The organism is Halochromatium glycolicum (assembly GCF_016584085.1).
In the GTDB taxonomy this organism is placed as follows: Bacteria; Pseudomonadota; Gammaproteobacteria; order Chromatiales; family Chromatiaceae; genus Lamprobacter; species Lamprobacter glycolicus.
On the sequence record NZ_NRSJ01000011.1, the window covers coordinates 11876 to 35712 of the forward strand.

Below are 23837 nucleotides of genomic sequence, written 5' to 3' on the forward strand. Positions count from 1 at the left end.
GCGATGCCCCCGATTGCGGTGATCCGCAGCGCGGCGCGCCGCGGTCTGCCGATCCACGCCTCGACGGCGAGGGCAGTGTCCAGGTGCAGCTGGACCCGAGCGAGCGCATCGGCAAGGCGCAGGTGTTCGCGATCTACGGCAAGGGCGGTATCGGCAAGAGCACGACCAGCTCGAACCTGTCGGTCGCGTTCTCGAAGCTCGGCAAGCGGGTCGTGCAGATCGGCTGCGATCCGAAGCACGACAGCACCTTCACCCTGACCAAGTGCCTGGTGCCGACCGTGATCGACGTGCTCGAGTCGGTCAACTTCCACCCGGAAGAGCTGCGCCTCGACGACTTCGTCTACGAGGGCTATAACGGCGTGATGTGCGTCGAGGCCGGTGGTCCGCCGGCGGGCACCGGCTGTGGCGGCTACGTCGTCGGCCAGACCGTGAAGCTGCTCAAGCAGCATCACCTGCTCGACGACACCGATATCGTCGTCTTCGATGTGCTCGGCGATGTCGTCTGCGGCGGCTTCGCGGCGCCGTTGCAGCATGCCGACCGGGCGCTGATCGTCACCGCGAACGACTTCGACTCGATCTTCGCGATGAACCGGATCTCGACCGCGATCCTGGCCAAGGCCAAGAACTACAAGGTGCGCATCGGCGGCGTGATCGCCAACCGCAGCAACGAGACCGACCAGATCGATCGCTTCAATGCCGCGACCGGCCTCAAGACCATGGCCCATCTGCCGGCGCTCGATGTGATCCGCCGCTCAAGGCTGCGCAAGGCGACCCTGTTCGAGATGGAGCCCTCGCCCGAGGTCGAGCATGCGCAGAGTCAGTACCTGCAGCTCGCCGAGGCGCTGCTCGCCGGCGCCGATCCGCTCGCGGTGCAGCCGATGCGCGATCGCGACCTGTTCGACTTCCTGGGCTTCGACTGAGCGCGCTCGCAAGTGACAACGATGGCCAATCCTTCATACCAAGAACGTCGCAATGAGGTCGAATCCTACTTCGACCGCACCGCGGCCGAGGCCTGGAAGCGGCTCACCTCCGATGCCAAGGTCAGCGGCATCCGCGCGACCGTGCGCGCCGGCCGTGACCGGATGCGGGCGACCCTGCTGAGCTGGCTGCCGGCCGATCTCACCGGCAAGCGGCTGCTCGATGCCGGCTGCGGGACCGGGCTGCTCGCTGTGGAAGCTGCGCGACGTGGCGCCGAGGTCTATGCGGTCGACCTGTCGCCGACGCTGATCGCGCATGCGCGCGAGCATCTACCGAGCGACCTGCCGGGACGGATCGAGCTCGCGGTCGGCGATATGTTGGCACCGGAGCAGGGCGCGTTCGACCATGTGGTCGCGATGGACAGCATCATCCATTACGAGCCCGACGATGCGTTGGATGTGATCGCCGGCTTCACCGAACGGGCGCGCGACTCGATCGTCTTCACCTTTGCGCCGCGCACCCCCGCGCTGGCGCTGATGCACGCGGTTGGGCAATGGTTCCCACGCAGCGATCGCTCGCCGGCGATCGTCCCGATTGCCGAGTCGACCATGCAGCAGCGCATCGCGGATGCACCGCGCTTCAACGGCTGGATGATCGGCCGCACCGAGCGGATCGCAAAAGGCTTCTATACCTCTCAGGCGCTCGAGCTGCGCCGCAGTCAGGAGGTCGATTAGTCATGTCCGCCTCGATGGACGAATTGAAGCGTCTCTTCTACAACGAGGTCCTGCCGAAGTTCCTGCCGTTCGCGGATGCGGCGACCAAGGAGCTGCCGATCGGCCGGCTGCTGCGCCTGTCGCTGTTCCAGGCCTCGGTCGGGATGATGATGGTGCTGCTCTACGGCACGCTGAATCGCGTGATGGTGGTCGAGAAGGGCGTGCCGCCCTGGCTGATCGGGCTGATGGTCGCGCTGCCGGTCTTGGTCGCGCCATTCCGGGCGCTGATCGGCTTCAAATCCGATGTCCACGAATCGGCCTTCGGCTGGCGCCGGGTGCCCTTCATCTGGTTCGGGACCCTGATGCAGTTCGGTGGTCTGGCGATCATGCCGTTCGCGCTGCTGCTGATGGCCGAAGGCGGCAATGTGCCGACCTTCGTCACCTGGCTCGCCGCCGGCCTCGCCTTCCTGATCGCGGGCGCCGGGCTGCATACGACGCAGACTGCGGGCCTGGCGCTGGCGACCGACCTCTCGGTCGAGGACAAGCGCCCGCGCGTCATCGCCTTGCTGTTCGTGGTGCTGCATCTGAGCATGCTGCTGGCCTCGCTGGCCTTCGGCGCCTTGCTGACCGGCTTCAACGAGATGACGCCCGGCCAGGCGAATGGGCGCCTGATCGGGGTGCTGCAGGGGGCGGCCTTGGTCGCGATCTTCCTGAATATGGTCGCGCTCTGGAAGCAGGAATCGGTCAACCGCGAGCGTGCTCAGCAGATCAAGGCCGACCGCGCTGCGCACAAGGAACGCCCGAAATTCAGCGAGAACTGGGCGCGCTTCATCCGCGCCGGCGATGCCGCGCGTCTGCTGGTCGCGCTCGGGCTCGGTACTGCCGGGTTCCAGATGCAGGACATCCTGCTCGAGCCCTATGGCGGACAGGTACTCGATCTGACGGTCTCGCAGACCACCCGACTGACGGCGATCTGGGCCTTCGGCACGCTCGCTGCGTTCGGCCTCTCGGCCTATCTACTGGGCCGCGCGGTGGACTTCTATCGCATCTCGGTCGCCGGCGCCCTCGTCGGCATCCTCGCCTTCGTCGCCGTGATCGCGGCCGATCCGCTCGGCTCGCCGTTGCTGTTCCGCTTCGGTGCGCTCTTGATCGGCTTCGGCGGCGGATTGTTCGCGGTCGGCACCCTGACCGCCGCGATGAATCTCGCCGACGTCGAGGGCAGCGGACTGGCCCTCGGTGCCTGGGGTGCGGTTCAGGCAACGGCCTATGGTCTGGCCATGTTCCTCGGCGGCACGATCCGCGATGTCGTGACGTCCATCTCCTCCACGGGAGCCCTCGGCCCGGGCCTGACCGGCCCGGCTGTCGGCTATGCTTTTGTCTACAACCTGGAGATCCTGCTGCTCTTCGCCACCCTGATCGCTATCGGACCGCTTGCCTTGAAGGGCGGTCACGCTGCGCGGTCTTCCTCGAAGTTCGGGCTGACCGAACTTCCTTAGTCACTCTGCCAACGGAGGTCATCCGATGCCCACCGGCGCCATTACCAACTACATCGACGTTGCTCAGCTCACGCTTTATGCGTTCTGGTTCTTCTTCTTCGGGCTCGTCTTCTGGATTCGCCGCGAGGACAAACGTGAAGGTTATCCAGTCGAGTCGCAGCGGCTGCGTACCACCAAGATGATGCAAGGCTTCCCGCCGATGCCGAAGCCGAAGACGTTCAAGATGCCGCACACCGGCACCGAGGTCGTGAAGCCCGGTCCGGACCAGCCGCAATATAAGATCAACGCCGCGCCCATCGCGCCGTTCCCGGGCGCGCCGCTGGCTCCGACTGGCGATCCGATGAAGGCCAATGTCGGGCCTGGCTCCTACGCGATGCGTCTGGAAGAGCCTGATCTGACCGTCGACGGCAAGCCGAAGATCGCGCCGATGCGGGTCGCGAAGCACTTCGAGGTCGTCGGTAAGGACCCCGATCCGCGCGGCATGCCGGTGCTCGGCTGTGACGGCGAGCAGGGCGGGACCGTCAAGGAGATCTGGGTCGACCAATCCGAACCACAGGTTCGTTATCTGGAGCTCGAGGCCAAGGGCGGCAAGCGCGTGCTGCTGCCGATCACGATGTGCGTGGTCAAGGGCAAGAAGGGTTATGTCGATGTCGCCAGCATCACCGGTGCGCAGTTTGCTGATGCGCCGACCCTGAAGAGCTATGACCAGATCACGATGCGTGAAGAAGACATGGTCACCGCCTATTATGGCGGCGGAACCCTGTATGCCACTCCAGAGCGTGCGGAGCCGTTTCTGTGAGTGAATTCGCCTTCGAGCCGGTTCACGGCTTGCCGGAGAACCTCCCCCCAGGGGAGGCGCTCCGCTGGCAGGGCGCGCCGCATTGGCGCGTCCTGGCCAGGCGCGCCTTTCATGCCCGTACCGTCGCGTTTTACTTCGGTCTGCTGATCCTGATCCAGTTCGCTTATCTGCTGCTGGGTGGGGGAGCAGGTCTGAAAGAGGCGGTGCTGGCGGCGTTCTGGCTGTTCCTGCTCGGTGGTCTCGCGGTCGGGATCTTGGTACTGCTTGCCTGGCTGTACAGCCGCTCGACCGTCTACAGCATTACGGATCGGCGCCTGGTGATCCGTTTTGGTGTCGCGTTGCCGATGGCGGTCAACATCCCGTTCAAGATCGTCGAGAGCGCGGGGCTCCGAACCTATCCGGACGGCTCCGGCGACATCCCGTTGGTGTTGGGCTCAGGCCAGAAGGTCAGCTATCTGATCATGTGGCCAAACGTTCGGCCATGGCGGTTCAGCAACGCGCAGCCGATGTTGCGTGCGATCCCTGATGCGAAGAACGTCGCCGAGATCCTGGCCGAGGCGTTGCACAGCGCAACCGCCGACACCGATACGGAGGCCGATGAGGCGGCCGTTCCTCGGTCCAGCGGGTCAACCGATACGGGCAAGCTGGAAACGGCCGCTGCGAAGGCCGGTGGTCGATAGGACATCGCCCTGTTCGGCTCCCTCAACCCCATTAGCCCGCTAGTTGTCCCCAGCGTCGAGGAATAGAGTCCTATGAGTGACCCGTTCGAGGGCCGCCCATTTCCGCGCGGCGTTCTGATCGGCGCTGCGCTGCTGATCGCGTTCGTGATCGCTGCCGCGGCGATGGTTCGGTTAACCGGCGTCGGCGGCGTCGAGATGCCGCTTGCGCCGGTGAAGGAGGCGCGCGAGCTGGTCTTCGAGGATATCGGGGACGGTGTGACCCTGGTCGCCTTGCCAGGGCCTCAGGGGGCTGATCGCAACGCGGTTGTCGCGCTTCTGCGCTCCGGTGTCGACGGCTTTGCGATGGGGGTGATGCGGGGGATGGAACGGGATCGGAACATACGGGATATTCCGCTCGATGCACCCTATCAGCTCGCGCTGCTGGAGGACGGCCGGCTCGTGTTTCGGGACCCGCAGGTCGGCACCGAGATCGATCTGCGCGCATTCGGTCCGACCAATCTCGCGGCCTTTGTGCCGATGCTGCGCACCGAGCCGAAGCCGCTTGCCGAGATCGCCGCCGCGGACGCCGGCAACTGAGTTCGACCGCTGCGCATGTCGAGCTACGCTCTGGCGGTTGGCTATGCGTTGTTCCTGTGGTGGTTCAGCACTGGCGTCATCCTCTACCTCAACGGCCTTCCGGCGCGGACCTACAGGACCAGCCTGATCGCTGCGACGGCGCTGATGATCGCGTTGATCGGCGTTGTCTATCTGGTCCGCGACTGGCACGGTCTCTGGGGCGCCTATCTCGGCTTCACCTCAGGCGTGCTGGTCTGGGGCTGGCTCGAGATGGTCTACTTCATGGGTGCGGTGACCGGGCCGCATAAAGAGGCCTGTCCGCCGGGCTGCGCGGGCTGGCGGCGTTTTCGTCTCGCACTGGGTACCAGTATCCATCATGAGCTATTGCTGCTGCTGATCGCGGCGGTGCTCGTTGCTGTGACCTGGGGGGCGGAGAATCAGCTTGGCACCTGGACCTTCGTGATCCTCTGGCTGATGCGCTGGAGCGCGAAGCTGAACCTTTTCCTCGGTGTGCCGAATCTCAACGAGGACTGGCTCCCCGAGCATGTTCGCTATATCACGACCTACCTGCGCAAGCGGCCGATGAACCTGCTGTTCCCGATATCGGTCAGCGTCGCGACGGTAGTCATGTCATTGTTGGTCGAGGCCGCGCTCGACCTGCCGCCGAGCGGTTTTGCCGGGGTCGCGCTGATCTTGGCCGCGACGCTGTTGGCATTGGCGATTCTCGAACACTGGTTTCTTGTGCTGCCGCTCGCTGATGGCGCGCTCTGGCGATGGGTGACCACCTCGGGCGACCGCAAAAACGGGGCGGCGGGAGCCGAATCGGTCTATAAGGAACAGGTTGATGACGGTGCGCGTTGATATGCGTCAACGCCGAGAGGCTTTCGGTTCACTAACGTAATGCGCACGGAGTCACACCTGATGCCGCCGCCCCGCCATTGACCGGCCGGGGATTAGAAGAACCAGACCGGATGACCAAGCGGCAAGCGACGTTGCCTGACCCAAACGGGTGTTGCAGTTCAGTGCAGGATGTCATGCGCGCCTAAATCCTATCCGGCCCACGCATCACTGAGGTTCGTCCATGTCCACCTTTGCGCCGACGGAGGTCTCGCCTCAACAACTGGCCCGGATCGCTGAGCTCGGGCCGCTCTATGCCCAGTCGGTGAATCCGGCCTCATCTTGGATCGACTCTCTGGACACCGGGGAATATGAACGTGCACTCGAGCGCGTCGCCCAGCAGCCGGATGAAACCCTATCGCTGTACGTCCATATCCCGTTCTGCCCTGGCCGTTGCCTCTATTGCGCCTGCAATACGACGGTCACCCACGACACCGCCTGGATCGATCGCTATCTAGAGGGGCTCGACCGCGAGATGGCGCTCGTTAGTGAGCGGCTGCGGGGTCAGCACGATGTACTGCAGCTCCATCTTGCCGGCGGCACCCCGAACTATCTCAATGATGCCCAGCTCACGCGGTTGACCGAGATCGTCGAGCGGCGCTTCCGGATCATCCCCGATACCGATCTCTCGATCGAGTGCGATCCCCGGCGCACCTCAGCGGGCCAGCTCGATCTCCTCCATGCGCTCGGTTATCGACGGGTCACCTTCGGTGTCCAGGAGCTGGACCCGTTGGTCCAACGCGCGATTGGTCGGGTCCAGTCGACCGAGCTGGTCAGCGATGTCTATGCGATGGCGCGCGAGACCGGGTTCGAGGCCATCGGCGTCGACCTGATCTACGGCCTGCCGGAACAGACCGAAAAGAGCTTTCAGGCGACGCTGGATGCCGTGGTCGACCTTGCGCCCGACCGCGTCGCCTGCTTTGGCTATACGCGCACGACGGCGCAGGGAACCCATCAGTATGCGATCGATGCGCACCGGCTGCCCTCGGCGGCCGAGCGTCAGGCATTGTTCCATCGGGCAGTGAACACACTGACGGCTGCTGGCTACGCCTGGATCGGGCTCGACAGCTTCGCGCTGGATACCGATGAGCTGGCCATGGCGCAAGAAGAGGGCCGACTGCGGCGCAATTGCATCGGCTACACCAGCATCGCAACCGATCACATGCTCGGCTTCGGCAGCGGCGCGATCGGCGACGTCGGCGGGCTCTGTATGCAGAACGAGGCCGAGATCGATACCTGGCTGTCACGTGTCCAGGCCGGCCAGCTCGCAGCGGCCCGCGGTCACCAGGTCCAGGACCGCGATCGTCGCCGGCGCGACGCGATCGAGCACATGATCTGTAATCTCGAGCTGCCGGCCGAGCTTGCTGCCGGGTGTCTCGACGACGAATACGCGCGCCTCGCCAGCTACGCGCCCGATGGCCTGGTGCAGATCGAGTCCGATCGTCTGCGGATCACCCCATCGGGGCGCTACTTCTTGCGGACCCTTTGCAGCGAGCACGGCGCCTACTTTGAGTGGGACCGCTCGCGCTGGCATTTCTCCCGTAGCCTGTGAGCAGCAGTGAGGCGCGAGCCCCCGAGGCGCTGAGCCGGATCGGGCCCAATGCGATCACCCGCGTCGCGGAGGCGCTCGAGGCGATCCAAGGCCCCACCGAAACGGTGTTCGCGCAGGCGGGGCTGACCCATTATCTGGCCGAGCTGCCCGAGGAGATGGTCGACGAGCGCGATGTGACCGCCCTGCAACGCGCATTGCGTGCCGAACTCGACCGCGACACCGCGCGGGCGGTCGGCTGGGACGCCGGGCTGCGCACTGGCGATTACCTGCTCGCCCATCGCATCCCGAAGCCGGCGCAGCGTATTCTCAAGCTCCTTCCGTCCCGACCGGCGAGCCAGATGCTGCTCAAGGCGGTTGCCAAGCATGCCTGGACCTTCTCCGGCAGCGGCCATTTCAGCTATCAGGTCGGCCGGCCTGTTCAGGTATGGATCGCGGACTGTCCACTCTGTCGCGGTGCCCGAGCAGAGGTGCCGGTCTGCGATTTCTATCGCGGCGCCTTCGAGCGGCTGTTCACGACCCTCGTCAACCCCCGCACCCAAGTCCGAGAGACCCAGTGCCAGGCAATGGGCGCCGAGGCCTGTCTCTTCGAGATGCGCTGGTGAGCTCCGCCGGCTCGAACCCGCCCCGCCCGAGATGAAACACGATGCGCACTCGCGGTAGGGGCCGTCATCGGCGGCGGTTGACGATGTCGCGGGCAATAGCGACTGCCTCTCGCAACCGTTCGAGGAGCTCGGCTCGACCGCTGAGACCTAACGGCGTTGCGACGGCGGCGGGATGCTGTCGTTGCAATAGAACCCGAATCAGCAGCTCGCGCTGTTGCACCGGAGGCGCTTGCTCCGTAACGCGCTCGCCCGTGAGGGCGCACCAGGCGAGGCGCGCGAGGGCGGGCAGTGAGGCCTCGAGGGTCCGGTGCGCATTGGCAAAGGCATCGATTTCGATGCCGTCCTGGGGCTCGAGCGGCGCGCATTCGGCGGATACCTCCGCCAGCAGAGACGAGATGATCGCAGGCTCGACAGTGCTCAGCGGTCCGCTCAGCAGGACGGGCAGGTCGCGGCGAAGCCGCTCTTCGGCCCGTCCGCAAAGGTCCTGGCCAAGCGAGTTCAGCGGCTTCAGCGCCACCGCGGCGCGTGCCCCGCTGGCGGCGTTACGATGGACGCCAAGATGAAGCGGGCGTAGGCCGCAGCGGCGCCAGAAGGCGAGCAGCCCGGGGGTGGCGCCGAAGCTTGCGCCCACGAGGTCGGTGCCCTCGGCCGCAGCCTGGTCGGCGATCGCGTCCACGAGCCGTCGTCCAAGCCCATGCCGCTGCGCTGCGGGATGTACGGCGATCCGCACGATCCGCGCAAACTGCAGTCCGGGCGCATCGAAGAGCCCGGCATGCGCGGACAGGGTTTGAGGCAACAGGTGTCCGCGCGGTCGCCGACGTCCATCGAAGACCGGCTGGTGCAGTGAGGTCTCCAGAGCACCTTCCCGGGCGACCAGCGCGGTTGCAACGACGAGGTTGCCGGTGCTGAGGGTCGTTACCGACAGGGTGGGTCCGTCCAGCAGATGGCGCAGATCGTTCGGGCGCGTCTGGTAATGGCCCAGCACCAGCAGACCGAACAGTTGACGGAGTCGGTCCTCGTCGCGCGCCAGTGTGCTGCGCGTCCAGTGCTCAACTCGAATCGCACCCAGGTCCGCGGCGGCGACCTGCTCATCGGCAGCGGGCTCAGCGTCGAGGAGCAGCAGCCGATTGATCAAGGTCTCGAGCGGGTCGTCCTGTCGCCATCGGATCGGTGTCTTGAGTCTGAGGCCGCGCCAGGCCGGGGTGCGCTGATCCAGTAGACCGCGAAAACGGACCTCGAAGCCGCGTCCCGTCCCTTCGTACCCATGAATCGTAGTCGCGAAGCAGATGCGCCGGTAGTGCTCCAGCATCTGCTCGAGCAGCGGCGCTGGGATACCTGCGGCCTCGTCGACCAACAGCAGATCGGCCCAGGGCTGCTGATCCAGGAGCTCATCCGGCGCGATGAATCGCACCGACCCATCGGCCTCGGCAGCGGCGCATCGCGAGACCGCATCGACATGAGAGAACAGGGCCTCGGTGGCGCTGCGCCTCGGCGCCGTCACGAGCACGCGCATGCCGTCGGTAATGCAGAGCCGAGCCGCGGCGATGCCCAGCGCTGCGGATTTGCCGCGCCCCCGGTCCGCGGTCAGCACCAGCGGTCGCCGCGCCCGTCCGTTCGCCAGGCGCATGATCGCATCGATCGCGTCGGCTTGATCGGTGGTTGCCGGTTGCGCTGGATCAGGCATGGTCCGCGCCGGCTGGGTCAGGAAGCCAGCGCTCGCGAGCGCCCTGACCACTCGCTCGGCTGCGGCTGCCGCCGAGCCAGGACCGGCCGGGCGCGGTGCGCCGACCTCGGCTGGCTGGGGCGCCGCGCTGCGGTATCTCGCCGCGCCGTCGGATGCTGCCGTGTGGCGGCTGCCTGTCCTTCCGGTGCTTGAGATGCTGACTGGGCTGGGTACAACAGGCCCGGCGCGAAGGCGGACCTCAGCGCGCCCGGTCTGGCTCGCGCTCCGGGCGGTCAGAGCCGCAGGCGAGCGCGAGAGCAGCCGGATGAGCCGCCCGAGAAACGCTGAGTCAATGTCGGCTGCGCCGAACGGATATGCCGCGATGCGAGCGGCTTCCGGGTCGACCTGATCACGCCAGTCCTCGAGCTTCGGTGCGAGCAGCAGCATCAGTCCACCGCCGCGCAGACTGCCGGCCGCGGCGCCCAGGGCATCGGCATCGAGACCGCTCCAGGCATCGATCGCCAACAGGTCGCATTCACTGCCAAGCAGACGCTGCACCTTGCTCGGCGGGATTCTTTGTCCAGGCGGGATGGCTTGGTGATTCCCGTCGTTGCTGATCCATACCATGCGTTCCGGGGTGAGGCGGGAGATCAGCTCATGCGCGACCTGCAGGGTCCAATCCCTTGGTCCGTCGATCAGGATCAACCGACGCTCTGCTGGCAGTGCGGGCGGCTGAGCGAGCTCATCATCGTCTTTGCCGATCGAATCCATTAGAAAGATCGTCTGGATATTTTAATGCGAGCGGTTATCATTACGACATCAAGTTGATCGATCGCTGATTCGGAGAGCCAAGATGATCAAGACCCTCACATTCGCCGTGATGCACTTCAGCATCGCCTTTGCGGTCGCCTACGCACTGACCGGTGATCTGGTTGTCGGTGGGGCCGTCGCGATGGTCGAGCCGCTGGTCAATACCCTGGGCTACCACGTCCATGAGCGCATCTGGCACCGCCTCCAACGGCGCCGGACGGCTGCTCGGCCAAACCGCGTTGCTTCGCATCCAGCTGAACAGACCGCTAGCAGCGCAACCGGAAGCCCAACGCGCGGTTCGCATCCGAGCTCCACGCCATGCGGGCAGGTTGCGGTCTTGCCAGCGTGAGGCGCACCGGCTAACGATCATGGCGCGCTCCGCGCGGGAGAATGCGAGCGTGATCGATGATCGGCGTCCGCCAGCCCCGGTTGGCCCGCACCCGATTGGCCAGCAGTTGACTGGTCGTGCATCAGCGCTGCACGCAGAAGCGCTCGATGAGCTCGCGCAGGTGGCCGAGCATCGGCGGGATGCGCTCGAGCGCCAGATACTCGTCCGGCTGATGCGCCTGCTCGATATCGCCCGGGCCGAGCACGATGGTCTCCATGCCGAGCGCATTGAGGAAGGGCGCCTCGGTGCCGAAGCTGACCGCCTCGGCGCGCGCGCCGGTCAAGGCCTCGGCGGCCTCGACGATCGCGGCCCCGGCGGCAGTCGCGGCGGGCGGGATGCTCGGAAACAGCGGCGTCAGGTCGAGCACAAGGCCGCGGCGCTCGGCGATCGGGGCGACCTGCTCGCGGATCTCGGCGCGCAGGGCCTCCGGGTCCTGATGCGGGAGCGGGCGGATGTCGATGTGCAGCTCGCAGTGGCCGCAGATGCGGTTGAAGTTGTCGCCGCCGTGGATATGCCCGGCGTTCAGCGTCGGATAGGCGATCGCGAAGGCCGGGTCGCGTTGCGTGCGCTGCATCGCGTCGCGCCAGGCGAACAGCGCGCCGAGGACCTCGTGCATGCCATCGAGCGCGTTGTTGCCCAGGCTCGGGTCGCTGGCGTGGCCGCTGCGGCCGGTGAGCCGGATCGCTTCGGCCATCACCCCCTTGTGTGCCCGCACCGGGCGCAGGCTCGTCGGCTCGCCGATCACCGCATGGCGACCGAGCGTGCGCCCGGACTCGACCAGCGCCCGCGCGCCGTGCATCGCCGATTCCTCGTCCGCGGTTGCGAGCAGGATCAGCGGGCGCACGAGCTCGCCCGGCGCGAATCCGCGCGCGGCCTCGATCGCGAGGCCGAGGAAGGCCTTCATATCCGCGGTGCCGAGACCGTACAAGCGCCCATCCGCCTCGGTCAGTCGCAGCGGGTCGTACCGCCAGAGTGGGGCGTCGAACGGGACCGTGTCGGTATGACCCGAGAGCACCAGCCCCTCGCTTGGCCCCCCATTCGAGCTAGGGCTCAAACCATTGACCGTCCCGTCGCCGCCGAGGGTCGCCACCAGATTGGCCTTGCCATCGTGACCGGGGACCGGTAATACCTCGACCCGAAAGCCGGCGGCCTCGAGCCAGTTCCCGAGCAGATCGATCACCGGACGGTTGCTCTGGTCCAGGCCCGGATCGACGCTGCTCACCGAAGGGGCCGCGATCAGCTGTTCGAGCATCTCGCGCAGCGGCGGGGCCGAGGACGAAGCAGGACGAGGCATGGCGAGCTCCTGATTGAAGGGAACCTTGGGTGAGGGTGCAGCGAGACATAAGGCTGCCGAATCATGTCGAGATGAAGCATTTCAACCGAAACGCATCCCGTTCGGGTCAGCCAGGATCTGGGGCGCCTGGCCCAGATTGTCCCGCGAACAGCCAGGATACTCTGCCATTGAGCTGCCAACATCTGGGTTGGCGCAGACCTTTCCCTCGCCGATCAACCGGCGACTCCGGGACAGATGGGCTCGAGCGTCATGTATCCTGCACCAACGGGATCTGGCTCAATCCATCAGTGAGGTCGACAACGCGATGTCTGCAGCCGCCATGCGCGCGAATCTGGAAGCGGCACTCGGGCGCTACCGCGGCCTGTTCGAGCACGAGGTCGCGGGCTGGGATGCCTTCATCGACGCGCTGACGCGGCCGCTGCCGACCTGCATCTGGGCCAATCCGCTGCGCATCGATGGCGCCGGGCTCACGGCCCTGCTCGCCGAGCAAGGGGTCGCGGCCGAGCCGGTGCCTTGGCTCGCGCCCGGCGCTGCCGCCCTACGCCTGCCGCCCGGCTTCAAGGCCGGTCAGCATTGGTGGTATTGCGCCGGGCTCGCGCATGCGCAGGAGGCGGTCTCGCAGTTGCCGGTGAGGCTGCTGGCGCCGGAGCCCGGTCACCGCGTGCTCGACCTCTGCGCGGCGCCGGGCGGCAAGACGGCGCAGCTGGCGTTGGCGTTGGGCAACCGGGGAACGCTGATCGCGAATGACTTCGCCGCCGAGCGGATCGCGGCCCTGCAGGGCAACCTGGACCGACTCGGTCTCGTCAACGTCAGCACGACCCGCTGCGACGGTGGCAACTTTCCGCCGACCGCCGGGGGCTTCGATCGCATCCTCGTCGATGCCCCCTGTTCGAGCGAGGGCACGCTGCGCCGCAATCCGCGCTTGGCAGGCTTCAGCGGCGAGCGCGCCGCCGCCCGGGAGGAGGGACGGCAGGCGGATGCGAACGCGGCGACCGCGACAGCGGCAGCGGGACGGCGCCCAAGCCCGCGCCGGCAGGCGAGCATCGGCCCCGAGCGCTCGCAACGCATGGCCGGGCGCCAGCGGGCGCTGCTGCGCAAGGCGGTGCAGCTCTGCCGTCCCGGCGGGCGCATCGTCTATTCGACCTGCACCTTCGCGCCGGAGGAGAACGAATTGATCGTCGCCGAGGTGCTCGACGCGCTGAACGGCGATCTCGCGCTCCTGCCGGTGACGGTGCCGGGCCTGATCAGCGGCGCCGGGGTCACCCGTTGGCAAGGCCGGCAGCTCGATCCGCAGCTCGCCCGTTGTCTGCGCATCTGGCCGCAGGCGAACGATACCGGCGGCTTCTTCGTCGCCCTGCTCGAGAAGGCGCCGAGCGCGCCCGATCCGGGCCAGGCCGAAGGCGCCATGATCGGTGCCGGGTTGGGCGCCGGTCTGGGCGCGGAACTTGGCGCGGAACTGGGCGCCGGGCTGGGCACCAAACTGGGCGCCGAGCCGGATGACCCGGCCTGGCTGGAGGGGCTGATGAGCCACTACGGCCTCGCGGCGGCGTCCCTCGCCCCGTATCGCATCCACCGCCAGACCCGGCGCGGGCTGCACCTGGCCGCGGCCGATCACGCGCCGCCGGCGACGCCGGCGCCCGAGGGCAGCGGGCTGTTCGCCTATCGCACCAACATCCGCCCGCCGAAGCTGACCACCGCCGGCGCCTTGCTGCTGGGGCCGGCGGCGACGCGCAACCGCCTCGCGCTGAGCGCGGCGCAGCGCGATCGCTATCTGCGGCGCGAGCCGCTGACCCCGAGCGCCGCGCAGACCGCTGACTGCCGCCCCGGCCAAGTGATCGTCACCTATCGCGGCTATCCGCTCGGGGTGGCGGTGCTGCATCGCTCGGGCACGCTCGAGAGCCTGTTCCCGCGCCGCTGGAGCGGCTGCACGGCCGGCGTTTGACGGTTGCGCCATGCCGTTGTCATCGTGTCGTGCTAAACAGTGCCCTGACCACGGGCTCATCCCGTCCGGTGCTCAGGGCGATTGGCTCCATTTCGCCGTCTCATTGCTGATTCCGCGCGTGTGCCCATGAAGAACGAAAAGAAGCCGCAGATCCCGTTGGTTTGGCAGGCCGAGCCGAGCAAGGCCGTCAGTGATGCGCTGAGCCCACACAACCGCGCCGTGGTCGACGAGTTTGCGCGGCTGATCAAGGCCGGGGCGCGCGAGACCGTGATCAAGGCGGTCCGCCGGCTGCCGCCGCCGGTGATGGTGGAGCTGTTCGTGCATCTGCCGCTGAAGCGGGCGCGCAAGCTCACCAGCTGGCTGGACAAGCCGCAGCTGCGGGTGATCGCCGAGCTCAATCCGTCGTTCCGCGCCGCGTTGCTGGACGATGTCGCCGTGCAGCGGCTGGTCGACGTGCTCGATGGGTTCGAGCCCGAAGAGGCGGCCGACGCGCTCGACGACCTGCCCGAGGAGCTTGCCGAGCAGGCCCTGCCGCGCCTGCGCGAGCGCGAGGCGATCGAGTCCTTGCGCAGTTATGGCGAGGAATCGGCCGGCAGCATCATGAGCCGCAAGTTCGTCGCGGTACCGCTGGACTGGACCGTCGGTCAGGTCGCGGCCGAGATCCGGTCCAATGCCGAGGCGATCGAGAAGCTCTATGCGGTCAACGTCGTCGACTCCGAGCAGCGTCCGGTCGGCTATCTGCGCCTGCGCGATCTGCTGCTGTCGCCGCCGGAGACCCCGGTGCGCGCGGTGATGCAGACCGATTTCGTCGCCGTCGGGCCGGACACCGATCAGGAGGCCGTGGCGCAGCTGGCCGACCGCTACGAGCTGTCGGTGGTGCCGGTGGTCGACGGTGACGGCCGGCTGATCGGCCGGATCACGCCGAAGCAGCTCCGGCGCGTGCTGCGCGAGGAGGCCGAGGAGGACCTGAATCTGATGTCGGGTCTGCCGGCGGACTCGCGCCCGGACCAGTCGATCCGGCGCATCGTGCGCGGACGCATCCCCTGGCTGCTGGTCGGACTCGCCGGGGCCAGTCTGTCGGCGGCGGTGGTCGGCGCGTTCGAGGAGCAGCTCGCCCAGGCCGCGATCCTGGCCAGCTTCATCCCGATCGTGATGTCGATGGCCGGCAACGCCGGTATCCAGGCGGCGACGGTGGCGGTGCAAGGGCTCACCAGCGGCACGGTGACCTTCGCCGATCTCGGCTGGCGTCTGGCCAAGGAGCTAGCTGCGGCCTTCGTCAATGGGGCGATTGCCGCTGCCGTGCTGATTGTGCTGGTGTTGGTGGTGGCGCAGTTCATCGTGATCGAAAGCCCGGTGATCCTGGCGTTGACCGCGGGCCTGGCGCTCTTGTCGGTGATCCTGGTTGCGGTGACGGTCGGCGCGACCATCCCGATCCTGCTCGAGCGCGTCGGCATCGACCCGGCAATGGCTACGGGCGTCTTCATCACCACTGGCAACGATATCCTGTCGGTCGCGCTGTTCTTCCTGCTGATGATGAGCTTCTATCTATGAGTGATCATCATCGTCGCCCTTTGTTGCAATTGCAGCCGCGCCGGTCGCGGCTGCTGCTGCTCCTGCTGACGCTGAGCCACCTGCTCGCCGCCGCGGCGGCGCTGGCGGCGCCGCTCGCTCCCAGCTTGCTTACGGCGTTGTTGATGTTGGTAACGGCGAGCCTGGCCTACCGGGTCTGGGGCTCGATACTGGGTCAGACGCCCTGGTCGCTGCGCGAGGCGCGTTGGTCTGAGCAAGGCTGGCGGCTGCAGTTTCGCAATGGCCGCTGCCTCGACGCGACGCTGCTGCCGAGCACCTTGGTCACCACGCGTCTCGTGCTGCTCAACTTCCGGGTCCATTGGCTGCGCTATCACAGTCTGCTGCTGACCAACGAGGTCGTCGAGCCGGAGCAATTGCGTCGGCTCCGCGCCCGGCTGCGGCTGGAGCGGGCTTTGGTTTGAGTACCTTCGGGTCTCTATCGAGCTGGCAGCGTCTCGCTGAGCGCGTCCGAGGGCTCACAGGGGTAGGATCTCGAGTCTTGACGGAGTGATAATGCCGCTGGCCCGATTCGCTTTGCGCGATTGACAGCCCTCGGACCTTCGCTGCAAAGGTTGGCGGACTCGCTTCAGTGAGGCATGGCATCATTCAAACAGCTGCGAGGAGTTGTCGATGAAGGTACTGGTCACTGGTGGGGCCGGCTACATTGGGAGTCACACCTGTGTTGAATTGCTCGCGGCCGGGCATGAGGTCGTCGTCATCGACAATCTCAGCAACAGTAAGGCTGCGGCTCTGGAACGGGTGCAGGAGATCAGCGCACGCTCATTGCGCTTCGTTCATGGCGATCTCCGTGATACCGCGTTACTGGAGCGCCTGTTCGGCGAGCAGCGGATCGATGCGGTGGTCCACTTCGCCGGGCTGAAGGCCGTCGGGGAGTCCAGCGAGATCCCGCTCGCTTACTATGACAACAACATCGGCGGAACCCTCAGGCTCTGCCAGACGATGGCGAGCGCCGGCGTCAAGCGGCTCGTGTTCAGCTCGTCGGCAACCGTCTACGGCGACCCGGCCAGCGTACCGATCCGCGAGGATTTCCCGCTCGCGGCAACCAACCCTTATGGCCGCACCAAGCTGTTCATCGAGGAGATCCTGCGTGATCTCCAACGCGCCGAGCCGGATTGGGACATCGCCTTGCTGCGCTACTTCAATCCGGTCGGCGCCCACGCGAGCGGGCGTATCGGCGAGGACCCGAACGGCATCCCGAATAATCTGATGCCGTTCGTCGCCCAGGTCGCGATCGGCAAGCGCGAGGCTCTACAGGTATTCGGGGACGATTATCCGACGCCGGACGGGACCGGCGTGCGTGATTATATCCATGTCGTCGACCTGGCCCTTGGTCATCTGGCGGCACTGGAGGCATTGTCCGATTCGCCTGGGCTGATCACCTGCAATCTCGGCACCGGTCGCGGCTACAGCGTGCTGGAGATGGTGCGCGCCTTCGAGGCGGCGAGCGGTTGCCAGGTCCCCTACCGGATCGTTGGCCGTCGGCCCGGGGACATTGCGGCCTGCTACGCCGATCCGTCCTATGCGCGTGAGCGGCTCGGTTGGCAGGCCGAACGCGGCCTTGAACAGATGGTGGCCGATGTCTGGCGCTGGCAGCAGCAGAACCCGGACGGGTATCCGGAGGCGCCCAGCCCAGATGCGCCCAGCCCAGATGCGCCCAGCCCAGATGCGCCCAGCAAGCCCTGATGCCGAGGTGCCAACCCTGCGCGCGACTCCGGAAGAGCGGGCAGCGAGCGTGACCATCAGCGTGAGCCTAAGAGAGCCTATCAAAATGCCCGGTTAGCCTAGACAAGCTGCTGATTTGTTCGACCATAAAGGGCATTCTGGTCGGACTTCTAAGGCGATTGCCGGAAAAGCTCGTACCGAATTGCGCAGGATTTTCGTTTGCCTTCGAGGAGCGTCGCCGGGAGCATAGCCGGGCTATGTGACCGGCGGCGCGACGAAGAAGGCGAGCGAAAAGACCAGCAAGGCGGTATGAGCTTTGACAGAAATCGCCTAAGGAGCGGATATCGGGCTCGCCTAGGGGAATGGGTGTTGCGCAAGCGCTTCTTGGCCTGGGCCGATGGCTTGCGTCGGCGCGGTCAGCCGTTGCTCGTTGCCGTCGGCCGTGCTCGGCACGATGCGCAGCAGTACCTGCCCCGCCGTTACCGCGTCACCCTCGCGCACCGAACAGTCCTGAACCCGCCCGGCGATCGGCGCATGGAGCTCGGCCCGGCGCGTCGGCTCGATGACGCCATCTGTATCGATCAGCCGGGGCTGATGCGAGCCGTCGTCAGCAGCGGCAGCACTCGGTGTGCGCGGCAGCCAGAGCGAGAGGAGGGCGGCGGCGAGCACGAAGCCGGTCGACCACCAAAGACAGCCTTCCAGGCCCTGGAACTGATAGATCAGGCCGGAGAGCACGGTGCCGGCGAGGCGGCCGCCGGCGTTGGCCATGTAGTAGAAGCCGACGTTGAGCGCGACCTTGTCGGCATCGGCATAGGCGAGGATTAGGTAGGAATGGACTGCGGAATTGATCGCGAAGACGATCCCGAAGGCGATCAGGCCGATGATCAGGATCGGACCAGGCTCCCAGTCCAGCGCCGGTCCCTGCATCAGCGCAAAGGCGATGCCAGCTGGCACGAGGGCCAGCACCAGTGCGCCGAGCAGCGCCGAGCGTCCACTGGGTCCTTGTCCCTGCCGATGCGAGCGGATCAGCGCCGGGGCGCCGGCCTGGACGATGCCGTAGCCGATGACCCAGAGCGCGAGGAAGGCGCCGACCGCGGTGTAATCCCAGTCCAGCACCGAGTAGAGATAGACCGGCAGCGCGACCACGAACCAGACATCGCGGGCACCGAACAGGAAGAAGCGGGCCCCGGACAGCCAGTTGATCGCAGGCGTATTGGAGAACACCTGGGTGAACTTGGCCTTCTCTTTGAGCCTGCCGACACCTGAGGGCAGCCGGGCGATAGTGATGAGCATCACCAGGAACAGCCCGCCGGCGAGGCTGAACAGGGCGTTGCGAAAGCCGAACGCCTGCAAGAGTGCGGCGCCGACGAAGAAGCCGGCGCCCTTCAAGGCGTTCTTCGAGCCGGTCAGCACCGCGACGTAGCGAAACAGTTTGGATTCAGCCCCGGCGCCTTCGCCGGTCAGGGTCTTGACCGTGGCCTTGGCCGACATCTTGTTCAGGTCCTTGGCGATGCCGGACAGGGCTTGCGCGGCCATCACATAGACGACGCCGAGCCAGGCGTCGGGCACGGTGAGCATCAACAGCGCCACGACCTGTAGGCCCATGCCGATGTGCATGGTCAGGTTGAGCCCGATGCGGGCGCCGAGCCAGCCGCCGACCAGGTTGGTGACGATGCCGAAGACCTCGTAGAAGAGGAACAGCATCGCGACCTCAAACGGCGAGTAGCCCAGCTGGTGAAAGTAGAGCACCACCAGCATGCGGATGGCGCCGTCGGTGATGGTGAAGGCCCAGTAGCCGGCGGTGACCGTCAGATAATGAAAGTGTGAAGTTTGAAGTGTGAAGTTTGAAGATGGAGAGGGCGCGCTCATCGGTCATCGCTCCGTAGCTTTCTGATGATCGCCGTCAGGATGGCGATCAGCTCGTTGCACTCGGTCAGGAGGTCGCTTAGGCGATGCTCCGGCACAACCTCGGTTGCCGCCAACAGCCTCAGCCAGTAGAGGGTCTCCCGGGCCTCTTTGCAGGCGATGCTGTACTTGCTGAGGAAATCGGCCTTGCTCTGCGAGGCCTGTGCCTCTTCGATATTCGCGCCAATCGAGGTCCCGGCCCGCAGTAGCTGGTTGGCCAATATCCTCGGCACACCAGGCCGCTCATCCAGCCCTCGGCACAGCAGCACCACCCGCCGAGCAAACTCAAAACTCCGTCCAGGAAGATCCGACTTCACCCTTCACCCTTCACCCTTCACCCTTCACCCTTCACCCTTCACCCTTCACCCTTCAAACTTCACCCTTCCGCCAAAAGGCGGACGATATCGATCATGCGGTTCACATAGCCCCACTCGTTGTCGTACCAGGCGTAGATCTTCACCTGGGTGTCATCGATGACCATGGTCGAGAGGGCGTCGACGATCGACGAGCGCGGGTCGTTGAGGTAGTCGACCGAGACCAGCGGGCGTTCTTCATAACCGAGGATGCCGGCGAGCTCGCCGTCGGCGGCGTCTTTGAGCAGGGCATTGATCTCCTCGGGGCTGACCGGGCGCTCGGCCTCGAATACGAGGTCGGTCAGCGAGGCGTTGAGCAGCGGCACGCGCACGGCATGGCCGTTGAGCTTGCCCTCGAGCTCGGGGAAGATCTTGGTGATCGCCTTGGCGCTGCCAGTGGTGGTCGGGATCAGCGATTGGCCGCAGGCGCGCGCGCGGCGCGAGTCCTTGTGGCCGAGGTCGACGATGCGCTGGGTGTTGGTGATGTTGTGGATGGTGGTCATGCAGCCGTGGCGGATGCCGACCTGTTCGTGCATGACCTTGACCACCGGCGCGAGACAGTTGGTGGTGCAGGAGGCGGCGGTGACGATGCGGTGCTCGGTCGGGTCGTAGCGCTCGTGATTGACGCCGTAGACGATATCGAGCGCGCCCTTGGTCGGGGCGGCGACCAGGACCTGCTTGACGCCTTGCTCGAGGTAGCCCGCGAGCAGTTCCGGCTGCTTGTGGTGTTTGCCGGTGGCCTCGATGACGAGGTCGCAGTCGGACCAGTCGCCCTCGGCGATGGTCTTATGGCTGCTGTAGCCGAGTGCGTGATCGCCGATTCGCAGCTGATCACCAGTGCCGGTGCATTCCCGGTCCCAGCGCCCGTGGACCGAGTCGAACTGCAGCAGATGCGCCGAGCCGGCGGCATCGCAGGCGATCTCGTTGATGCGGACGAATTCGAGGGCTGGCGCGTCGTTGCCGGGCTGGGCGGCCGCCCGGTCGAGCGCCGCGCGCAGCGCGAGTCTGCCCATGCGGCCGAAGCCGTTGATGCCGATGCGGATGGTCAATGCCTGGACTCCTCTATGCTGAATGGTGTGGCGGGGTGATCGCAGATGGCGTCGAGGCGGGTTAGGGCTCGACGCGCTCGAGCTCGGCCAGCGCCGCGTCGACGAGGTTTGGCGGTAACGGCACATAGCGCAGCGCCTCGGCCTGTTCTTGGCCGTCGGTCAAGACCCAGTTCATCAGCTCAACGATCGCGCGGGCCTTTTCGGTCGACGCGTGGGGGTCCCGGATCAGTGCCCAGGTGTAGGTCACGATCGGATAGGAGCGCGCGCCCTGCGGATCAGGAATCGTCCGGGCGAGGTCGTCGGGCGGGAGATCGGAGCCGTTGGCGAGGCCACGGCGGCCGGTCTCGACATTGGGTCGCACATAGCCCCCGGCGCGGTTCTCGAGCCAGGCCAGCGAGAGGCCGAGGCGCTCGGCGAAACCGGCCTCGACATAGCCGATCGCGTTCTGGGTGATCTTGATGCGCTGGGCGACGCCCTCGTTACCGCTCGCCTCCATCGCGCCGCCAGGCCAGTCGATGCGCTTGCTCACGCCCGGACCTTCGGCCCAGGCCTCGCTGATCGCCGCAAGATGGTTGGTGAAGGCGAAGGTGGTGCCGCTCGAGTCGTGCCGGGCGACCACCTGGATGACCTTGTGGGGCAGATCGATACCCGGGTTGGCCGCGGCAATGCGCGGATCATCCCAGCGGTAGAGCTCGCCGAGGAAGATGTCGGCATAGACGTCGCGCGGCAGATTGAGCGGCCCCTCGACGCTCGGGAGATTGTAGGCGAGGGCGATCATGCCGCCGGTGACCGGGAGCTGCACATAGTCGTCGGTGAGCTGAGCGGCCTCATCGGAGCGCAGCGGGGCGTCGGTGGCACCGATATCGACGCGGCCGGCAAGGAAGCGTTCGATGCCGGCACCGCTGCCGATCGAGTCGTAGTTAAGCGCAAGCTCGGGATGCTGATCGCCGTAGAGCGCGAACCATTGGTTGAAGATCGGCGCGGCGAAGGACGAGCCGGCGCCGGTGATCTGCAGCCTGGCTTCACTGGAAGCGGCCTCGGGCTCGATCTCGGTGGACTGTTCACAGCCGGCGAGCACGAGCAGGGCGGTCAGCCCGGCGACGGCGGTGGTTGCGGCGCGGAAGTACATACGGGCTCCTCAGTGGGGTTTGGCCTGACTCTGGAGCGGATCATATATGGAAATTAAAATATAGTTGTTACGGAATGCTTAACATCGCGGGACGGGCGAATCGGGTGCATGCCCGGTGTTATGTCGCTGTCGCAGACATGCCGCTCGCGGCAGCCAGGTTTGAGACGGATTCAGCGCACCCCAATCCGATCTGGCGCTGCACTGGCGCGTTGCGAGCCCAGGAGGACGCGTCACACGATTTTCGGTACGCTCTGCGGCTTCGCCAAGTTCATTGCCTGTGTCATCCCAATGCAACGACTCAACGCCATTGTCATCTGCGCGCTGTTCTTCACTGGCGCATCTCATCTCGCCATGGCCGCCGATCTGATTGAGGTCAAGCGGATGAACGCTGAGCTTGCCGGCGAGATTGCGGAGCGTGCGGTGCTGGCCTGCAGGGAGAACGGCTACCCGGTCTCGGCCGTCGTCGTCGATCGTGGCGGCAATCCGCAGGCAATGCTTCGCGATGTCTTCGCGAGTCGGTGAGCAATCGCGCCAAGAAGGCCGAATGCGGCGCTCAGCCCTGCGACCGCCACTGCAGCGAACGCGACTGGGGCTGAGCCCGGTTACTTTTGCGCATTTGGCAGTGCAGCGGTGAACGAGTACACTGCAATATTCGATCTTTCGTATATATTGTCCCAGAGTCTTGATGACTGACTGCAAAACCACCCCTAGCATGGGCGGCAAGCTATCGCTGCTGGACCGCTTCCTGACCCTCTGGATCGTTTTGGCCATGGCGCTGGGCGTGGCGCTCGGCTCGCTGGTTCCGGAGGTGGTGTCGGCGTTCAATCAGCGCCTGACCGTCGGCGAGCATACCAACCTGCTGATCGCCATCGGCCTCATCCTGATGATGTATCCGCCATTGGCCAAGGTGAAGTACGGCCTGATGCCGAAGGTCTTCGCGAACGTCAAGATCCTCGGTCTCTCGCTGGTCTTGAACTGGGTCATCGGCCCATTGCTGATGTTCGTGCTGGCGGTTGGCTTCTTCGGCTTCCTGGCGCCGACCCTGCTCGGCGATGATCCGCGCTGGGGCGACTACATGGTTGGGCTGATCCTGGTCGGCATTGCCCGCTGCATCGCGATGGTGCTGGTCTGGAACCAACTGGCGCGCGGCAGCAGCGAATACGGCGCCGGGCTGGTGGCCCTGAACAGTGTGTTCCAGATCATCAGCTTCAGTCTCTATGCCTGGATCTTCATCGGCCTGCTGCCGCCGCTGTTCGGGCTGCAGAGCATGGTGGTGGATGTCGGCATCGGCGACATCTTCGTCAGCGTGATGATCTACCTCGGTATCCCATTCGCTGCCGGCGTGCTGAGCCGGCTGCTGCTGGCACCGGCCAAGGGCGAGGACTGGTATGACAAGGTCTTCATCCCGCGCATCTCGCCGATCACGCTGGTCGCCTTGCTGTTCACCATCGTCGTGATGTTCAGTACCCAGGGCCGGCAGATCATCGAGCAACCGCTCGATGTGCTCTGGATCGCGCTGCCGCTGTCGGCCTATTTCGTGCTGATGTTCCTGGGCAGCTTCTTTCTCGCCTGGCGGGTCGGTGCCGATTATCCGCGCAGCGCCTCGGTCGCCTTCACCGCCTCCGGTAACAACTTCGAGCTGGCCATCGCGGTCGCGATCGCCGTGTTCGGCATCGCCTCACCGGTTGCCTTCGCGACCGTCATCGGCCCCTTGGTCGAGGTGCCGGTGCTGATCGGCCTCGTCCATGTCAGTCTGTATTTCTATCGGCGCTTGTACCTAGGGGCCGAGCGAGAGCAGGGCGTTGAGTCCGCTGTGACGCCGTCGAGCTAAGGCGATTTC

General features: G+C 66.0%; 21 protein-coding genes and 1 pseudogene. 16 read left to right on the forward strand and 6 right to left on the reverse strand.

Annotated elements, in window-relative coordinates; all coding sequences use genetic code 11:
* Nucleotides 1–83 precede the first annotated feature (83 nt).
* The 9 genes from bchL (at nt 84) to bchJ (ending at nt 8212) form a co-directional block, all read left to right on the forward strand.
* Nucleotides 84–920 carry a ferredoxin:protochlorophyllide reductase (ATP-dependent) iron-sulfur ATP-binding protein gene (bchL, locus tag CKO40_RS07980; protein WP_338074150.1) on the forward strand — a complete coding sequence of 279 codons (837 nt, stop codon included), beginning with the start codon at nt 84–86 and terminating at the stop codon, nt 918–920.
* A gap of 21 nt (nt 921–941) precedes the next feature.
* The gene (bchM, locus tag CKO40_RS07985; protein WP_200345681.1) at nt 942–1652 is read left to right on the forward strand and encodes a magnesium protoporphyrin IX methyltransferase; all 711 of its coding nucleotides are present in this window, start codon (nt 942–944) and stop codon (nt 1650–1652) included.
* Between the two features lie 2 nt (nt 1653–1654).
* Nucleotides 1655–3127, forward strand: a complete 1473-nt coding sequence (locus tag CKO40_RS07990) for a BCD family MFS transporter (protein ID WP_200345682.1) — start codon at nt 1655–1657, stop codon at nt 3125–3127.
* 25 nt (nt 3128–3152) lie between these two features.
* Complete coding sequence (gene puhA / locus CKO40_RS07995; RefSeq protein ID WP_200345683.1) at nt 3153–3926, forward strand: photosynthetic reaction center subunit H; 774 nt, start codon at nt 3153–3155, stop codon at nt 3924–3926.
* Nucleotides 3923–4606, forward strand: coding sequence for a photosynthetic complex putative assembly protein PuhB (gene puhB, locus CKO40_RS08000; protein WP_200345684.1), 684 nt, complete (start codon nt 3923–3925; stop codon nt 4604–4606). Before puhA ends, puhB begins: the two co-directional genes overlap by 4 nt.
* A 72-nt stretch (nt 4607–4678) precedes the next feature.
* Nucleotides 4679–5182: a photosynthetic complex assembly protein PuhC gene (gene puhC, locus CKO40_RS08005; RefSeq protein WP_200345685.1), complete on the forward strand. Its 504-nt coding sequence runs from the start codon at nt 4679–4681 to the stop codon at nt 5180–5182.
* 15 nt (nt 5183–5197) lie between these two features.
* Complete coding sequence (puhE, locus tag CKO40_RS08010; RefSeq protein WP_200345686.1) at nt 5198–6022, forward strand: putative photosynthetic complex assembly protein PuhE; 825 nt, start codon at nt 5198–5200, stop codon at nt 6020–6022.
* 220 nt (nt 6023–6242) lie between these two features.
* A complete protein-coding gene (hemN, locus tag CKO40_RS08015; RefSeq protein WP_200345687.1) occupies nt 6243–7610 on the forward strand; it encodes an oxygen-independent coproporphyrinogen III oxidase in 1368 nt (455 codons plus the stop codon).
* The gene (bchJ, locus tag CKO40_RS08020; protein WP_200345688.1) at nt 7607–8212 is read left to right on the forward strand and encodes a bacteriochlorophyll 4-vinyl reductase; all 606 of its coding nucleotides are present in this window, start codon (nt 7607–7609) and stop codon (nt 8210–8212) included. Before hemN ends, bchJ begins: the two co-directional genes overlap by 4 nt.
* A 64-nt stretch (nt 8213–8276) precedes the next feature.
* Here bchJ and CKO40_RS08025 read toward each other — a convergent pair whose 3' ends face one another.
* Entirely contained in the window at nt 8277–10646 is a 2370-nt protein-coding gene (locus CKO40_RS08025) for a tRNA(Met) cytidine acetyltransferase TmcA (RefSeq protein ID WP_200345689.1), read from the reverse strand.
* An 82-nt stretch (nt 10647–10728) separates the two neighbouring features.
* Between CKO40_RS08025 and CKO40_RS25125 the strand changes: the two genes are divergently transcribed.
* Nucleotides 10729–11034 (forward strand): DUF2061 domain-containing protein, encoded by a 306-nt coding sequence (locus CKO40_RS25125; protein WP_200345690.1) that lies wholly within the window; start codon nt 10729–10731, stop codon nt 11032–11034.
* Nucleotides 11035–11155: 121 nt separating this feature from the next.
* On the opposite strand, the gene argE is transcribed toward CKO40_RS25125, so the two are convergent.
* Entirely contained in the window at nt 11156–12367 is a 1212-nt protein-coding gene (gene argE, locus CKO40_RS08035; RefSeq protein ID WP_200345691.1) for an acetylornithine deacetylase, read from the reverse strand.
* A gap of 304 nt (nt 12368–12671) precedes the next feature.
* Between argE and CKO40_RS08040 the strand changes: the two genes are divergently transcribed.
* From CKO40_RS08040 to galE, 4 genes are all read left to right on the forward strand, one after another.
* Nucleotides 12672–14309, forward strand: a complete 1638-nt coding sequence (locus CKO40_RS08040; protein WP_200345692.1) for an RsmB/NOP family class I SAM-dependent RNA methyltransferase — start codon at nt 12672–12674, stop codon at nt 14307–14309.
* Nucleotides 14310–14435: 126 nt separating this feature from the next.
* Nucleotides 14436–15860 (forward strand): magnesium transporter, encoded by a 1425-nt coding sequence (gene mgtE / locus CKO40_RS08045; protein ID WP_200345693.1) that lies wholly within the window; start codon nt 14436–14438, stop codon nt 15858–15860.
* Nucleotides 15857–16300 (forward strand): protein YgfX, encoded by a 444-nt coding sequence (locus tag CKO40_RS08050; RefSeq protein ID WP_200345694.1) that lies wholly within the window; start codon nt 15857–15859, stop codon nt 16298–16300. The genes mgtE and CKO40_RS08050 overlap by 4 nt, the downstream gene beginning before the upstream one ends.
* Before the next feature lie 208 nt (nt 16301–16508).
* Entirely contained in the window at nt 16509–17582 is a 1074-nt protein-coding gene (gene galE / locus CKO40_RS08055) for a UDP-glucose 4-epimerase GalE (protein ID WP_200345695.1), read from the forward strand.
* 594 nt (nt 17583–18176) lie between these two features.
* Here galE and arsJ read toward each other — a convergent pair.
* The 4 genes and pseudogenes from arsJ to pstS all read right to left on the reverse strand — a co-directional run.
* Nucleotides 18177–19430: pseudogene (gene arsJ, locus CKO40_RS08060) on the reverse strand (organoarsenical effux MFS transporter ArsJ); the annotation flags it as partial.
* Nucleotides 19427–19783, reverse strand: coding sequence for a four helix bundle protein (locus CKO40_RS08065; RefSeq protein WP_200345697.1), 357 nt, complete (start codon nt 19781–19783; stop codon nt 19427–19429). The pseudogene arsJ and the gene CKO40_RS08065, both read right to left, overlap by 4 nt.
* 59 nt (nt 19784–19842) lie before the next feature.
* Nucleotides 19843–20868: an ArsJ-associated glyceraldehyde-3-phosphate dehydrogenase gene (locus CKO40_RS08070; RefSeq protein ID WP_200345698.1), complete on the reverse strand. Its 1026-nt coding sequence runs from the start codon at nt 20866–20868 to the stop codon at nt 19843–19845.
* A gap of 61 nt (nt 20869–20929) precedes the next feature.
* Nucleotides 20930–21997 carry a phosphate ABC transporter substrate-binding protein PstS gene (gene pstS, locus CKO40_RS08075; protein ID WP_200345699.1) on the reverse strand — a complete coding sequence of 356 codons (1068 nt, stop codon included), beginning with the start codon at nt 21995–21997 and terminating at the stop codon, nt 20930–20932.
* A 288-nt stretch (nt 21998–22285) separates the two neighbouring features.
* On the opposite strand from pstS, the gene CKO40_RS25320 reads away from it, so the two are divergent.
* Together CKO40_RS25320 and arsB are read left to right on the forward strand one after the other, a co-directional pair.
* Nucleotides 22286–22519: a heme-binding protein gene (locus CKO40_RS25320; RefSeq protein ID WP_200345700.1), complete on the forward strand. Its 234-nt coding sequence runs from the start codon at nt 22286–22288 to the stop codon at nt 22517–22519.
* Nucleotides 22520–22682: 163 nt separating this feature from the next.
* Nucleotides 22683–23828 (forward strand): ACR3 family arsenite efflux transporter, encoded by a 1146-nt coding sequence (gene arsB, locus CKO40_RS08085; protein WP_276570795.1) that lies wholly within the window; start codon nt 22683–22685, stop codon nt 23826–23828.
* Nucleotides 23829–23837: the final 9 nt, after the last annotated feature.

What these genes read in the sequence shown, in the direction of transcription:
- bchM (WP_200345681.1), top strand. Translation starts at nt 942, where the DNA reads ATGGCCAATCCTTCATACCAAGAACGTCGCAATGAGGTCGAATCCTAC.
- CKO40_RS07990 (WP_200345682.1), top strand. Translation starts at nt 1,655, where the DNA reads ATGTCCGCCTCGATGGACGAATTGAAGCGTCTCTTCTACAACGAGGTC.
- puhA (WP_200345683.1), top strand. Translation starts at nt 3,153, where the DNA reads ATGCCCACCGGCGCCATTACCAACTACATCGACGTTGCTCAGCTCACG.
- puhC (WP_200345685.1), top strand. Translation starts at nt 4,679, where the DNA reads ATGAGTGACCCGTTCGAGGGCCGCCCATTTCCGCGCGGCGTTCTGATC.
- puhE (WP_200345686.1), top strand. Translation starts at nt 5,198, where the DNA reads ATGTCGAGCTACGCTCTGGCGGTTGGCTATGCGTTGTTCCTGTGGTGG.
- hemN (WP_200345687.1), top strand. Translation starts at nt 6,243, where the DNA reads ATGTCCACCTTTGCGCCGACGGAGGTCTCGCCTCAACAACTGGCCCGG.
- CKO40_RS08025 (WP_200345689.1), bottom strand. Translation starts at nt 10,646, where the DNA reads ATGGATTCGATCGGCAAAGACGATGATGAGCTCGCTCAGCCGCCCGCA.
- CKO40_RS25125 (WP_200345690.1), top strand. Translation starts at nt 10,729, where the DNA reads ATGATCAAGACCCTCACATTCGCCGTGATGCACTTCAGCATCGCCTTT.
- argE (WP_200345691.1), bottom strand. Translation starts at nt 12,367, where the DNA reads ATGCCTCGTCCTGCTTCGTCCTCGGCCCCGCCGCTGCGCGAGATGCTC.
- CKO40_RS08040 (WP_200345692.1), top strand. Translation starts at nt 12,672, where the DNA reads ATGTCTGCAGCCGCCATGCGCGCGAATCTGGAAGCGGCACTCGGGCGC.
- mgtE (WP_200345693.1), top strand. Translation starts at nt 14,436, where the DNA reads ATGAAGAACGAAAAGAAGCCGCAGATCCCGTTGGTTTGGCAGGCCGAG.
- CKO40_RS08050 (WP_200345694.1), top strand. Translation starts at nt 15,857, where the DNA reads ATGAGTGATCATCATCGTCGCCCTTTGTTGCAATTGCAGCCGCGCCGG.
- galE (WP_200345695.1), top strand. Translation starts at nt 16,509, where the DNA reads ATGAAGGTACTGGTCACTGGTGGGGCCGGCTACATTGGGAGTCACACC.
- pstS (WP_200345699.1), bottom strand. Translation starts at nt 21,997, where the DNA reads ATGTACTTCCGCGCCGCAACCACCGCCGTCGCCGGGCTGACCGCCCTG.
- CKO40_RS25320 (WP_200345700.1), top strand. Translation starts at nt 22,286, where the DNA reads ATGCAACGACTCAACGCCATTGTCATCTGCGCGCTGTTCTTCACTGGC.
- arsB (WP_276570795.1), top strand. Translation starts at nt 22,683, where the DNA reads ATGACTGACTGCAAAACCACCCCTAGCATGGGCGGCAAGCTATCGCTG.